The sequence below is a fragment of the Myxococcales bacterium genome (assembly GCA_016706225.1).
In the GTDB taxonomy this organism is placed as follows: Bacteria; Myxococcota_A; Polyangia; order Polyangiales; family Polyangiaceae; genus JADJKB01.
Genome location: JADJKB010000022.1, coordinates 1008849 through 1022482, shown reverse-complemented (window position 1 = coordinate 1022482; position 13634 = coordinate 1008849). Strand labels below are relative to the sequence as shown.

General features: G+C 67.7%; 7 protein-coding genes and 1 CRISPR repeat array. Of the genes, 3 read left to right on the top strand and 4 right to left on the bottom strand.

Annotation, left to right across the window (positions count from 1 at the left end):
* Positions 1–59: 59 nt before the first annotated feature.
* Positions 60–1814: direct repeats of the CRISPR family, unit length 36 nt; unit sequence CGGATTCGTAGTCCGATGCCTTCGGGCGTTGGGCAC.
* Between the two features lie 239 nt (positions 1815–2053).
* Together ettA and IPI67_35440 are read left to right on the top strand one after the other, a co-directional pair.
* Positions 2054–3724, top strand: coding sequence for an energy-dependent translational throttle protein EttA (gene ettA, locus IPI67_35445; protein MBK7585468.1), 1671 nt, complete (start codon positions 2054–2056; stop codon positions 3722–3724).
* A gap of 363 nt (positions 3725–4087) precedes the next feature.
* Positions 4088–4963 (top strand): hypothetical protein, encoded by an 876-nt coding sequence (locus tag IPI67_35440; protein MBK7585467.1) that lies wholly within the window; start codon positions 4088–4090, stop codon positions 4961–4963.
* Positions 4964–5015: 52 nt separating this feature from the next.
* Here the strand turns inward: IPI67_35440 and IPI67_35435 are convergent, their stop codons facing one another.
* Both IPI67_35435 and IPI67_35430 read right to left on the bottom strand, forming a co-directional pair.
* Positions 5016–6170: a PD40 domain-containing protein gene (locus tag IPI67_35435; protein MBK7585466.1), complete on the bottom strand. Its 1155-nt coding sequence runs from the start codon at positions 6168–6170 to the stop codon at positions 5016–5018.
* A 135-nt stretch (positions 6171–6305) separates the two neighbouring features.
* Positions 6306–7349 (bottom strand): zinc-binding dehydrogenase, encoded by a 1044-nt coding sequence (locus tag IPI67_35430; GenBank protein ID MBK7585465.1) that lies wholly within the window; start codon positions 7347–7349, stop codon positions 6306–6308.
* A gap of 62 nt (positions 7350–7411) precedes the next feature.
* Here IPI67_35430 and IPI67_35425 point away from each other — a divergent pair, with 62 nt between their 5' ends.
* Complete coding sequence (locus IPI67_35425) at positions 7412–8032, top strand: LysE family transporter (protein ID MBK7585464.1); 621 nt, start codon at positions 7412–7414, stop codon at positions 8030–8032.
* Here the strand turns inward: IPI67_35425 and IPI67_35420 are convergent.
* A complete protein-coding gene (locus IPI67_35420; GenBank protein MBK7585463.1) occupies positions 8029–9246 on the bottom strand; it encodes a hypothetical protein in 1218 nt (405 codons plus the stop codon). The genes IPI67_35425 and IPI67_35420 overlap by 4 nt on opposite strands.
* Positions 9243–13616 carry a sigma 54-interacting transcriptional regulator gene (locus IPI67_35415; GenBank protein MBK7585462.1) on the bottom strand — a complete coding sequence of 1458 codons (4374 nt, stop codon included), beginning with the start codon at positions 13614–13616 and terminating at the stop codon, positions 9243–9245. Before IPI67_35415 ends, IPI67_35420 begins: the two co-directional genes overlap by 4 nt.
* Between the last annotated feature and the right edge of the window lie 18 nt (positions 13617–13634).

Sequence of the window (13634 nt, the reverse complement as noted above, 5' to 3'; positions counted from 1 at the left end):
CGATGCCTTCGGGCGTTGGGCACTCACGAGTTTCCACGGGCCTCCACGCGAGCCAGGCCGGATTCGTAGTCCCGATGCCTTCGGGCGTTGGGCACCGATATTGCGGGTCATCGCCATGCGCCGCGCACCAGCGGATTCGTAGTCCGATGCCTTCGGGCGTTGGGCACAACCTTGGTCCGAGTACCGGCAGAGGTCCGCAAATCTACGATTCGATCAGTCCAACCGATGCCTTCGGGGCGTTGGGCGGCCCTCGACCGTCGATTTTTCGACGGCGCGGCGATCCGTCGGATTCGTAGTCCGATGCCTTCGGGCGTTGGGCACGCCTGCTCGGCTCAGCCTGTGATGCAGCCGACATCGGATTCGTAGTCCGATGCCTTCGGGCGTTGGGCACACTCAGTCAGCATTACGCCAACCACTGCTTTCCCGCGGATTCGTAGTCCGATGCCTTCGGGCGTTGGGCACAGCTTCCACCGAACGCTCATCTTCCGCGGGGACCGCGGATTCGTAGTCCGATGCCTTCGGGCGTTGGGCACCAAGGAAGCAGCGAAGAGCGACGCGCAGCGACACCGGATTCGTAGTCCGATGCCTTCGGGCGTTGGGCACCACGACACGCAACGGAAGAACGGCAAGCAGGTGCAACGGATTCGTAGTCCGATGCCTTCGGGCGTTGGGCACCGGCCCGCTTCAGTTGGTGGGACGACGTGGCCCCCGACGGATTCGTAGTCCGATGCCTTCGGGCGTTGGGCACCTGGCGTGAGCGCAACCAGTTGCAGGCCCTCGTGCTCCGGATTCGTAGTCCGATGCCTTCGGGCGTTGGGCCCACCTGCCAGATGACAGTGCAGCGCTCCGCGAGGCTCGGATTCGTAGTCCGATGCCTTCGGGCGTTGGGCACAGGATCGGTCCGCCCGCCTCGCTGAGCACGCGACACGGATTCGTAGTCCGATGCCTTCGGGCGTTGGGCACGTCAGGAACAAAACCACGGCGGCGAGGCACGCCTCCGGATTCGTAGTCCGATGCCTTCGGGCGTTGGGCACTCGAATCGGACCGCGGAGTGCTGGGCGCTTCCGTCGGATTCGTAGTCCGATGCCTTCGGGCGTTGGGCACTAGTCGGCGGCGCATTCCCCGCACAACCCACCAGACGGATTCGTAGTCCGATGCCTTCGGGCGTTGGGCACCGCTCCGCACCGTCGCCGGCGATCGCGATTGCGGTCGGATTCGTAGTCCGATGCCTTCGGGCGTTGGGCACCCGACCATTCAGGATGCTGGCCAACGTACTGAGGCGAGTTCGTGATCCGATGCCTTCGGGCGTTGGGCACATGTCGAGAGAGCGGCGTCACGCGCCCGCTGCGAGTCGGATTCGTAGTCCGATGCCTTCGGGCGTTGGGCACCGCACGTTGCGGGGCTCCGGGCAGTTGCAGCGCGCTCCGGATTCGTAGTCCGATGCCTTCGGGCGTTGGGCACCCGACGAGCACGGCGGAGGTCGCTACGTCGACGACGGATTCGTAGTCCGATGCCTTCGGGCGTTGGGCACCAGAACGCGAAGCGGCTCGGCGAACGTGACCCCCGGCGGATTCGTAGTCCGATGCCTTCGGGCGTTGGGCACACCGGCGGCGGGTCTCTGGTTTCCGCCGGGGGTGCGGATTCGTAGTCCGATGCCTTCGGGCGTTGGGCACTCGTTCACCGTCTCGCTGTGATAGGCCCGATTCGCGGATTCGTAGTCCGATGCCTTCGGGCGTTGGGCACGCGGTTTCGAGGGACGCGGATTCCCCGAAGTCCAACGGATTCGTAGTCCGATGCCTTCGGGCGTTGGGTACCTCGGTGGCTGCAACGCCTACAACGAAGCGACACAATAGGACACGCCCTGGCCAACGCCTCTCGGGAGCGGGCCGACGGCCGGGGCTCCGTCGCGCTGCAACCGCGCGTCGCCCGCTGCGGGTCAGGGCGGCGGCAGCGGCAGGGTCGGCTGCGACATCACGAGAGAATGAGTCGTCTGGGCTCGGGCCTATGTGCGCCTCTACCCGGCGCCGCGCGGGCGCGCTAAACACGCGCGGCCATGGATTTCATCTTCACGATGCAGGGGGTCACGAAGGTCCACCCCCCGGACAAGAAGGTCCTCGAGGACATCACGCTGGCGTTCCTGCCCGGCGCCAAGATCGGTGTCATCGGCGCGAACGGTTCGGGCAAGAGCTCGCTCCTGCGCATCATGGCCGGCGTCGACAAGGACATCTACGGCGAGGCCAAACCGCATCCGGCCATCAAGGTTGGTTATTTCTCTCAAGAGCCGGAGCTGGGTGACGCCAAGACCGTGCGCGAGGCCGTCGAGGAGGGTGTGCAAGAGGTTCGCTCGCTGATCACCCAGTTCGAAGAGCTGAGCATGAAGCTCGGCGAGCCGATGAGCGACGACGAGATGAACAAGCTGCTCGAGAAGCAGGGTGCGCTGCAAGACCGCATCGACGCGCTCGACGCCTGGAACATCGATCAGCACGTGGACGTGGCGATGGAGGCGCTGGAGCTGCCGCCGCCGGACGCAGAAATTCAACATCTGTCGGGTGGCGAGAAGCGGCGTGTGGCCCTTTGCCGGGTGCTGCTCAGCGCGCCCGACATGCTCTTGCTCGACGAGCCCACCAACCATCTGGACGCGTCCAGCGTGGCGTGGCTGGAGCGTTTCTTGAAAGAGTTCCAGGGCACGGTCGTGGCGGTGACCCACGACCGTTATTTCCTGGACGACGTGGCCGAGTGGATCTTGGAGCTCGACCGCGGGCGCGGATACCCATTCAAAGGCAACTACTCGGGCTGGCTGGAGCAGAAGGGCGCGCGCCTGGCGCAAGAAGAGAAGGGTGAGAGCTCGCGGCAACGCAAGCTGAAGCAGGAGCTGGACTGGGTGCGAGCGTCACCCCGGGCGCGGCAGGCCAAGAGCAAAGCTCGCCTCTCCGCCTACGAAGAGCTCATGACCAAGAGCAACAAGGGACCGGTCGATCCCGCGGAAATCAGCATTCCGCCGGGGCCGCGCCTGGGCGAGGTGGTGATCGAAGCAGACCATCTGGTCAAGGGCTTCGGCGACAAACTGCTGATCGACGATCTGGAGTTTCGCCTGCCGAGGAGCGGCATCGTGGGGGTGATCGGCCCGAACGGTGCGGGCAAGACCACCCTCTTCCGCATGCTCGTTGGGCAAGAGACGCCGGACTCGGGTGCGCTCAAGGTGGGCGAGACCGTGAAGATTGCCTACGTCGATCAGAGCCGCGAGTCCCTGGCCGGGGACAACAGCGTGTGGCAGGAGATCAGCAAAGGTGAAGACAAGATCGAGCTGGGCAAGCGCGAGGTCGCGTCCCGCGCTTACTGTTCGTGGTTCGGCTTCAAGGGCAGCGATCAGCAGAAGCGCGTCGGCAGCCTCTCCGGCGGTGAGCGCAACCGAGTGCACCTGGCCAAGCTGCTGCGTGAGGGCGGGAATCTGCTGCTGCTCGACGAACCGACCAACGATCTCGACGTCGACACCCTGCGCGCCCTGGAAGAGGCCTTGCTCGAGTTCCCCGGCTGCGCCGTCGTCATCAGCCACGATCGCTGGTTCCTCGATCGCATCGCGACCCACATCCTGGCCTTCGAGGGCGACAGCCACGTCGAGTGGTTCGAGGGTAACTACCAGGCGTACGAGGTGGACCGGAAGCGACGCCTGGGTGTGGACGCGGACCAGCCGCATCGCATCAAGTACAAGAAGCTGCGCGGCTGAGGCGTCTCAGCGCGACTTCAGGTTCTCCGCCAGGAATTTCCGGACCTCGACGAAGGCGGCCTCGGCGCTCTTCTGGTCGTAGCGCGAGTTCGACGGATTCGCGAAGGCGTGCTCGGACCGAGCACCCCCGTGAGTCCATTCGGGTTGGGGGTTGTCGAGGCGCTGGGGGCGGGCGCGGAGGAGGCCTGAGGTGCGGGCGACGGATTGGGCGCCGGAGGCGCGGGAGGGTTCTTCGAGCTGGCTGCGGTGATGGCCAAGCTGAAGAGCGCGATGCTGATTTTGCGCGTGGCTTGGCTGTAACAGAACTCCCGACCGGCGTCGCGAGGTCACCATCGTCGACCCATCGATGCTAGGTTGGTAAGGATGCGCTGGGCCTACGCTGTTGTGTTGCTCTCGACCTGCGGTTGCTCTGGGGAGGCATTCACCGACGCCGGCGCCAGCGGCGCGAGTGGTGCGCCAGGCAGCGGTGGGGTGGCGAGCGGCGGTGTATCGGGCGCCTCGGGGCAGAGCGGGGCGGGCGCGGGTGGCAGCGGAGCCTTGTCGAGCGGTGGCGGTGCAGGTGGTTCACTGCCCAGCGGCGGCGCGGGCGGTGTAGGCGGCGTTGGCGGTGGCAAAGGCGGAAGCGGAGGCAGCGGCGGCGGCGCGGGCGGAGGCGGCACCTGTCTCGGCATTCCGACGGGTGCGACGTTCCCCTTCCGCCCGTTGCTGGACAACTTCGACCGGCCCGACACCCAGGCGATTGGTGGCGCGTGGGTGGGCAATACCGCCCACTTCGCCATCAAGGGCAATCAGCTGCTTCACATGAAACCCGGCCAGGACAGCGAGATCCTGTTCGCTGAATCGGCCTGTCCCTGGCAAGAGGTGTTCGTGACCCTGATGACCGTCGACAACACCGCCAGCAGCATTGGGCTCCAGCTGGCGTCCCAGGGACCGATCAACTGTGAGCAGGTGGAGGTCGACTACGTCCCTGCAAAACCCATGGTCCACGTCACCACCTGCAGTGCAGGCACCTGGCTGGAGCAGGGCGCAGAGATCCCGCTGACCGCCAAGCTCGCGAACGGAACGAAGTTTGGCGCCCGGCTCTACGCGAATGGGACGGTCGAGGTGTTCGTGAACGACAAGATCCTGGACACGCGCAAGATCGCCGGTTGGCCGCATGTGGGCAAGCCGGGCAAGATCGGGCTTGCGGTCTGGAATGGCAACGGCACCGCCAAGTTCGACGACTTCGGCGGGGGTTGAGCGCTACGGACTCTCGGCTGCCGCCCGCGCTTTGGGCTCGCGGGCAGCACGCTCAGGGTTTCACGACCCAGGACAGCTCCGTGACGAACGAGCTGCCACACTCGCGGACGCGCGTCGGCGCGTCGGCTTGTGAACCATCGGCGAGCACCACCTCGATGTGGCTGCAGCCCTGGGTCTCACCCCAGAGGTACGCGACCTTCGTGCCGTCGGGTGACCAGACGGGGCTCGTGCCGTTGCGAGTTGCGACCTTGAGCACGTCGCTGCCGTCGAGCTTCATGCTGTAGAGGGCGCTCTTTTGCAGCGAGTCCGCGAACAGAAGCCGGGTGCCGTCCGGTGACAGCACGGCGCCTGAAGCATCCGCGCGCACGGTCTCCGGCGCTCCGCCCGGCAGAGTCTTTTTCACGATGCTGCGCTGCTGCTTGCCGCCCGCGATCTTGATCAGCGTGTAGTGGAGCGTGCCCTCGTCCGCGCTCAGCTGCGGGTGAAGCTCGAGGGTGGTGGCAGTATCGTCTTCGCCCAGGCCCAGCCACTCGAAAGCCCCCGTGAGCGCCAGGCGGCCGACGCGATAGGTCTTGTTGCCTCCCGCCGCAGTGAAATCTCGTCGCCGGCAGATCACCAACGAGTCGTTCTTCTGATTGAAATCGTGGCACTCGTCGTTGATGTTGCCCCACGCCAGCACCGACGCGCTCTGTTGCCCCACGTCGTAGAGCCACGTGTGTTGAATGGCGTCGCCGATGTTGATCCCGTAGTGCTCGTTCTGGAGCGGGTCACCGCAGGCGAAGGCGATCTTCGAGACGTCGTGCGCGACGCCCATCGACCACACGCGGTAGGCCTCGAACAGCTTGGTCTCGCCGCTGCCGTCCGGCTTGATGGAGAAGACGGCGTTCGGCTGCGGGTTCCAGTCGTTGAACAACAGCTGCTCGCCGGTCGGCACGGGGTTCACCGCCTTGAACGAGATGTCCGCCGCTTCTGGCTTCGCGACGTTGCCATCCCCGAATGGTGCGTCGGAGGCGGCGTCTCCTGCGCTGCCGCCCACGCTTGCGTCGCCGGCCGTGCCGCCACCGCCGATTCCGCCGATTCCGCCGCTGGCGCCGGCGCCCGCAGCGCCGCCACTGGTTGCGCCGCCGCCCCCACCTTCACTGCCGCATGCGAGGGGGGTCACCGCGCCGAGCACCCACAGCGCGCCCAACAGGATCTGGAGCTTCATGGCGGCGCAGCCAAGCACGCCGGCGAAGCTCCAGCAAATCTCGCCGAGCGAGGCTCGCGGTGGGGCGAAGAACGCGCGGTCCGTGCGCCTCCACGAGCCGCCCTCGGGGCCGGCGGTCGCCGGCGGCTTCGACGCTCACCCGGCGCGATCCGTGGTGAGCACGAGCTTGCCGACCGTCGTGCCGGACTCCAACAACTGATGTGCCTTCCGGACCTCTTCGAACGCGAAAGTCTGCACGGCGTGTGGGCGGAGTTTCCCCTCGTTCAGCCACGCGAGCAGCGCACGCATACCCTCTTCGAGCACCGAGGCTTCGTCGAACAGGTACGACAGGTTGAACGCCATGACGCTGCGATTCTGCTCGGTCATCGCGAGCGGGTTGAAGCGCGGGGTCCGCAGCCAATCGACCGCGAGCTTGCCGTAGTTCGGCTTGCCGCCGGACTTCGGCATCATGGTGTGAAAGCCGTAGATCACCAGTCGCCCCGCCGCCTTCAAGTGTTCGTAGCTCTGGCCGAGGGTCTCTACTCCGTTTGCGTCGAGCACGACGTCGTATCCATCCGGAGCGTAACGCTCGGCGAGCGCCCATAGATCAGCCGTGCTCTTGTCGATCACGAATTTGGCGCCGTGGGAGCGCGCGGAGTCGACCTTGTGTGCACTACCGACGACCCCGACGACCTCGGCGCCGTGCAGGCAGGCGATCTGCGTCAGCGCCCCGCCGACGCCGCCGGCCGCGGAGTGAACCAGGAGCTTCATGCCCGGCCGCAGGCGACATAGCTCGACCAGGGCGAAGTACGCGGTCAAGAACACTCCCGGGAAACCTGCCGCGTGATTCAGATCGACCCCGCTCGGCATCGGAAAGACCTGATGCTCGGGCGCCACGACCTCGGTCGCGTAGGCGTTGAAACGTGTGACGCCGAAGACCTCGCTGCCGGGCGCCGGCGCCTTCGCCCCGATGCCCAGCGCCTTCACCACACCGGCGAACTCGAAGCCGGGGGTGATGGGCCAGCCGACGTACTTCTTGGCCGAAGAATACAGCCCCATGCGCACGATGCAGTCGGCGTAGTTCACGCCGATGGCGCGCACGTCGACCAGGACCTCGCCCGGACCGGGCTCGAGCGGCGCGTGCTCTTCGATCACCAGCCGGTCGTAAGAGCCCGCCCGGTGCACGACCACCTTCTTCATGCCTCACTCCATACTCCTTTGAGCATTCGGCGTGGACTCTTTGGGTTAGCGTACGGCGCAGCATGGTGCTCTTTGCACTCGGCCTGGGGGTCGTGCTCGGGTTCCTGGGTTCGATCCCGGCGGCGGGTCCGCTGCTCTTGCTCGTGATCGCCAGCGGGCTCGAGGGACGAAGGCGGAGCGCGCTCTCGCTGGCGAGCGGTGGTGCCCTGGCCGAGAGCATCTACGTGGCGCTCGCGTTCTGGGGTTTTGCTGCCGTGCTGGACGCGCACCCCCACATCGTCGTCACGCTGCGAGTGGCCAGCGTCGTGCTGCTGACCGTGCTGGGTCTCTGGTTGGTCTTCAAACGTCGAACGGCGGGCGCAGGACCGGACGCCGCGCCGGTCGCAGGGAATTTCGCGACCGGGTTCATGTTGGTCGCGCTCAATCCCGCGTTCCTCGCCACGTGGAGCGCCGTTGCGGCGGTGGCCTACGGCAATGCGTGGCTGAGCGCTGACGCCCGTCGCGTGCCCTGGCTCGCGCTCGGCAGCTTTGCCGGCATCGTGCTCTGGTTCTTGCTGGTGGCGACCCTGGCCCATCGCCACCGCGAGCGTTTCCGCGCCGAGGTCTTGGAAAAGATGGTGCGCGGGTTGGGCGTCGCGATCTTGGCGATCGCGGCCTGGCTCTCGTTCTCACTGCTTCGCTAGCGCGGGATGGCGAGCAGCGCGGGCGCGCTCGCCGCGGTCTTGCGCACGGCCAGAACGGTCATGCTGCTGGCCGAGCTGGGAGCGTGCAGCACCTCGATGCTGCCCAGCTGAAGCGCGAGAGGTGGTTTCGAGCCGTCGAGCTCGGCGCGCCACAGCGTGCTCTGACTGCTCCAGCGCACGACCCACTCGGCGACACCCGCGTGGGCAGTCGGTCGCACTGCCTGTTCTGATTGCACACTCGCAATTTCGATGCCCGGTGCCATCAGTGTCGTGATGGGCACCGCTCGAATCGTGTACTCCTGCAGCTTCGGCACCGGGTGCACAGTCACCCACTCCAGGTACGCGAGGCTGCCGCTCGAGCCCAGCATCGGGAACGCCTGCTTGCCGGCGACCTTGCGCACCGACACGTCCAGGGTCTTGCGATCGACGACGATGATGTTGGCCAGCGTCGTGCCGTCCCCAGCGTAGGTTCCGCTGGGATCTTCCGAGAAGTCGCTGATCGCCACGTGTGTCATGGAGACGTCCGCGAAGCGCTGCTGCCCCTTGCCTCCGGCGACGAGCGTGACGGCCTTGGTCGACGTCGAATACAAGAACACCTCGGTGTCCCCGTCGCTCGCGCTGCTCGTCCAGCCGGTGAACACCACCGCGTCCGTCGTAGCGCGGGGTTCCCCCGCGTGATCGAACCCACCACTCAGCGTCGTGGTCGCCCCGCCGTTACGCACGCGCACCACACCCTTGCCCGACACGTCAGCTTCCCAGGTCAGCACGTCCCCCGCGAGGCTCGGGCGGCGCGGAGACTCAGCGGCGAGCGCGACTTCCGTCTCGCTGCCGCTCGCGAGGTCACGCAAGATCAGAGTCTTGTTCTTGGCGGATACGTAGGCCAGCTGGCATCCGTCGACGGAGTACGAAGGGAAACCGTCCAGATCGACGTCCGCGACCTCCACCCCTTGGGCCTTCGTCAGGCAGTCCGGCGCACCCGCACTGCCGCCGCTTCCGCCGGTGGTCGTGCCGGCGGCGCCGCCGCCGCTCCCCCCGCTCGAAGCTCCTCCGCTCGAAGCTCCTCCGCTCGAAGTTCCCCCTGCGCCTCCGGTCGTTGCGCCTCCGGTCGCGCTGGTTCCGCCGCTCGCGGTTCCTCCGCTGCCCACGACCTCGGCGTCGTCCGAGCCGCAAGCAAGCGCGAACGTCGCGAACATCGATAACACCAAGCGCTTCATGCAGAGCCTCCCGATGCCTTGGGCTCCCGCAGCCCCAAGCGCAGCATCTTCTTCTTGAGGCCGTGCCGAGTGAGGTGCAAGCGGGCGGCGGCACGCGTGATGTTTCCCTGCTCTGCCGAAAGCGCCTGAGCGACCTCCTCGCGCTCCCCGATGGAGCCCGCCGGGACGCGCGGTGAGGGGGTGGGCAGGCCCTTTGGGCGTGGTTCTCGCTTGAATGCCGCGCGAACCTCGCGCGCCAGGTGTTCGAGCTCGATGCGCGAAACGCCGCGCGCCGCGACTCGCTGCAGCTGGTGTTCGAGCTCGCGCACGTTGCCCGGCCACGGGTAGGCCAGGAGCGCCTGTTGCGCCTGCGGTGCCATGTCCCCGCGGTACCCCGCGGCCTCGAGCACCTGCTGGGTGATGGGCAAGATGTCCTCCCGGCGCTCTCTCAGCGCTGGCACACGAACCTCGAGCACGTTCAGCCGGTACAAGAGATCGCGACGGAAACCACCGCTCTCGACCTCTGCTTCGAGGTTTCGGTTGGTCGCGGTGACGATGCGCACGTCGAAGGGTCTCTCCTCGTCGCTGCCCACCGGTCGATAGCGTTTTTCTGCCAGCACCCGCAGCAGGGTTGCCTGTCGCATCAGCGGTAGCTCGCCGATCTCATCCAGAAACAGTGTGCCGCCCTCGGCTCGCGCAATGAGGCCTGCGCGGGCGCGATCGGCGCCTGTGAACGAACCGCGCGCGTGCCCGAACAGCTCGGCCTCGAACAGCGAGTCGGGCACAGCGCCGCAGTTGATCGCCACGAAGGGCGCCGCAGCACGCGGCCCGTGTTCGTGCAGCGCGCGCGCGAACAGCTCCTTGCCGACCCCCGTCTCGCCGGTGATGAGCACTGGGAGCTCGCTGTCCACCGCGGTATCGAGTCGGGCCAGGGCGCGCTCGATGCCCGGGCTGTCTCCGGCGATGGTCGGGAACGAGCGGCGTCGCCCGCGGCCGGGCAGCACGGTGCTCGGCTCGCGACTCGAGAGCGGCAACGAGCGAGGCGCAGCCGGAGCCGGAGCTTTGGCGCTGACACTCGAAGTCTCGTGTGGGCCTCGCGCGCCGTCGAGGGCGAGGCAGAGTGCGGCGCACACCGCCCAGCGCTCGATCAGCGAGCGATCCAGCTTCTCGAAGGCATTCGGCACAAAACGATGTTCGAGCACCAACAGCGCTCGGGAATGGTCGGGCCTCTGCGCCGATAGGGCGGTCAACCGCGAACCGCGTCCGCCGCGAGTTGCCACAGTGGGGTGATGCGCAATGCCCCCGGCGCGCAGCGCGCTCTCGATGAGCTCGCTGGGCACTCGGTCCATCACGTCGGAAATGGCGATGCCGTCCAGGTCGACACCGTCACCACGCCTGGCTACACCGGAATCGCCGAGCGCCAGCAAGAACACGCGCTCCGCGCCGCTCGTCTCCGCCACCCAGCGACACAGCGCGAGCGCTACCTCGCCCGCGTCGGTGCGGGTCGACGCAGTGGTCAAGAAGCTCCAGAGCTCCGCGTCCGTGGGCATGTTCGTTGCCGGAGCGTACTCGGAGCTTGCTACGGGTGCGAGTCTTCGCCGCGCTTCCGCCAGTACGGACAGAGCGCGCGCCTCGGGTTCGGCGAGCCCCGCCGTGCGCGCCGCGCGCGCCGCTCGGATCGCGTCTTTTGCTGCGAGCTTGCGCTCGGCGGGCAAGGTCGCGAGGTGTGCGCGGGCGCGCAGCGTGAGCGAACGCGAGTGAAGCAGCGCGTCCGTCGCGAGCAGCTCGGCCTCGACGCGGGCGACCTCGGACAGCGCGCGCTGCCCATCACCTTCGAGCAATGCAAGCTCCGCCCGTAGCAACGCAAGATCGGCGTGGACTGCTTTGGGTAGCCCTTCGCCCAGGTGCTCGGCTTCGGAGATGTGGCGCTCAGCTGCGCGCGCGTCACCACGCCGCACACCTACGTCGGCGAGCGCCGCCAGGCACCATCCGGCGCCGGAGATCTGACCGAGCGCTCGGCACGTCGCCAGACCCTCGACCAAGGCTTGCTCCGCTTGTTCGTAGCGGCCGAGCTGCCCGAAACACAGTCCCAGATTGAGCAGGCAGGCCCAGGTCCCGCCGCGATCACCCAGCGCCCGTTTGGCGGCGAGAGACTGTTCGAAGGCAAGGCGCGCCTCCTCCAGACGACCGCGATACAGCGCGACGACTCCGCGGTTGTGATCCAATCGGCACAGCTCCTCGGCGTCGTCGACTCCGCCGGCGGAGAGTGTGGTCGTCGCGCGGGAGAGCGCCACCTCTGCGCCTGCCCAGTCCGCGCGAAACAACGCCGCTGAAGCCACGGTCGACATCGCCAGTGCGAGCTGTCCGTGGTCCCCTCTCCGTTCTGCGAGCTCCACGGCTCGCTCCGCCAGCGTCCGCGCACCCTCCTGATCGCCAGCGCGCGCGCGCTGCTCCGCACGACGCCGAAGTGCGAGCACGCCCAGCTCGGGCTCGCGCGTCGCGGCTTCTTCCAGCCACTCGATGAGCTCAGGATGCAGGCCAGCGCTGCCGCCGCCGCGGGTTGCGCGATCGAGTGCCGACAGCACCTCCCACGTACGCAGCTTCTTGTCGGCTGCGAGCGCCAGGAGGGCGTCGGTCTCTTCCGAGCGCAGTCCCTCCCCACGAGCCGCGCGCGCGGCAGACATCAACAGCTGTTCGCGCCGAGCGGGTGGGTGTGGTGCACCCGCGAGCGCGAGGAGCTCTCGGGCATTCGGGCGGTGGTCGCCGTCGAGGACGGCGTTGGCGATGGCATCGACGACGTCGAAGCCTCCGAGTGCGTCGGCCAGCTCCGCCAGAATTTCGGGGTGCGCGAGCGAGTACGTGATCTCGCCGGCGCGCACGTCGCGCCGGGCGAGGGCGGCGCGGGAGAGCTCTGCACAAGCTCGTCGAGCTTCGTCCGCTCCCAGGACAAAGCTCAACAGTTGCTCTGGCGCGTGCCCGCCCAGGACTGCGATCGAGCCGAGCGCGCGTCGAGCCAGCGCGGACTGGGTATGAACGATCTCGAGGGCGGCGCCGCGAGACAGAGCCGCTTTGCCCAGCACCGCGGCCACGAAGCTCGGATTCCCCTTGCTCGAGCCGAGCAGCTCGGGAGCACGGGACACGTCCTCCCCCAGCTCACGACACAGGCTGTGCATGCCGTCCAGGTCGAGCGCGTCGAGCACGACTCTCGGCGCGTCGGGCGGCGCGCTCTGTGTCGCGGCGATCAACGACACGTCGTTGGGATCGCGCCGTCGGCAGCGGAACGCCTCGACGGCAGCGCGCACTTCGAGGGGCGCCTCCGCCAGTTGATCCAGCACCAACAAGAGTGAGCCCGCCGCGAAGGGTCGTGCCGATTCGGCTCCGCGCAGCCAAGCAATCAGCGCGCGGGTGAGCTCGGAGTCGGTGTGCGGGAAACGAAGCAAACGCGCGCTTCGCCCTGCCAAGAGCGCGCGCGTGAGCAGCTCGTCTAGGGTGTGGCTCTTGCCGATCCCCGCAGGCCCGACCAGGTAGTGGACCCCAGGGTCGAGCGCTGCAAGCTGCAGAAGCTCAGGCTCTCGTGGCGAGCGCTCCGACGCCGAGGCGCGGGTCGCCCGGGCCGCCCGGGGTTGGGCGACGACCAGGCTTTGACCGAGCATGCCGAGCGCTTCACGGGCGTCACCCGGGCGATCCGCAGGGTGGGCGGAACGCAGGCGATCGATCACGTCACCCAGACTCGGTGGCAACCAGGGCGCGAGCTGCCGCACCGGCTGCGTCGACTCGGGGGCACGCTGCGTCACCACGCTGAACGCGAGCGCACCGAGTGCGTAGAGATCGCTGCGCGGAGTTGGGCGTGCGCCGGCCAGGAGCTCCGGGGCGGCGTATCCGTGGGTGATCGCGACTGCGCTCTCTGCCGTGCGTGCGCGAGCGACTGCAGCGCCGAGGTCGAGCAGGGTGGCCCGACCGGTTGGTGGCACGCGCACATGTGCGGGCTTGAGATCACCGTGCAGAAAGCCACTCTCGTGCAAGAGCGCGAGGGTTCTCGTCACGTCCCCCAACAGGCGCCCGACTCGCTCGGTGCGGGCGCGGTCGCTCGATGCCGCGCTCACCCACTCGCGCGCGTCGAGCCCCTCGACGAAGTCCTCGACCAAGAACTGCGCGCCCGTCGTGGTGTCTCGCCCCAGATCGTGCGCGCGGACCAGCCCGGGGACGTGCAGACGGCTGAGCAGCGCGAACTCGCCAGCGAGCAGGTGTTCCTCGAACAGGCCAGGCTGCCAGAGCTTCGCCACCAGCGCGCGCGTCGGGGCCTCGCGGTCCGTCACCCGGAGCACGACGGCTTGTGCACCCCGGCCTAGCTCGGGTCCGGGGAGGTAACGGGGGTGCTCGAAGGGGCTCAATGGTCGGCCTTTTGCGGC

Bases quoted from the DNA above. Each gene is read 5' to 3' on its own strand.
- ettA (MBK7585468.1), top strand. From the start codon at position 2,054: ATGGATTTCATCTTCACGATGCAGGGGGTCACGAAGGTCCACCCCCCG.
- IPI67_35420 (MBK7585463.1), bottom strand. From the start codon at position 9,246: ATGAAGCGCTTGGTGTTATCGATGTTCGCGACGTTCGCGCTTGCTTGC.
- IPI67_35430 (MBK7585465.1), bottom strand. From the start codon at position 7,349: ATGAAGAAGGTGGTCGTGCACCGGGCGGGCTCTTACGACCGGCTGGTG.
- IPI67_35435 (MBK7585466.1), bottom strand. From the start codon at position 6,170: ATGAAGCTCCAGATCCTGTTGGGCGCGCTGTGGGTGCTCGGCGCGGTG.
- IPI67_35440 (MBK7585467.1), top strand. From the start codon at position 4,088: ATGCGCTGGGCCTACGCTGTTGTGTTGCTCTCGACCTGCGGTTGCTCT.
- IPI67_35425 (MBK7585464.1), top strand. From the start codon at position 7,412: ATGGTGCTCTTTGCACTCGGCCTGGGGGTCGTGCTCGGGTTCCTGGGT.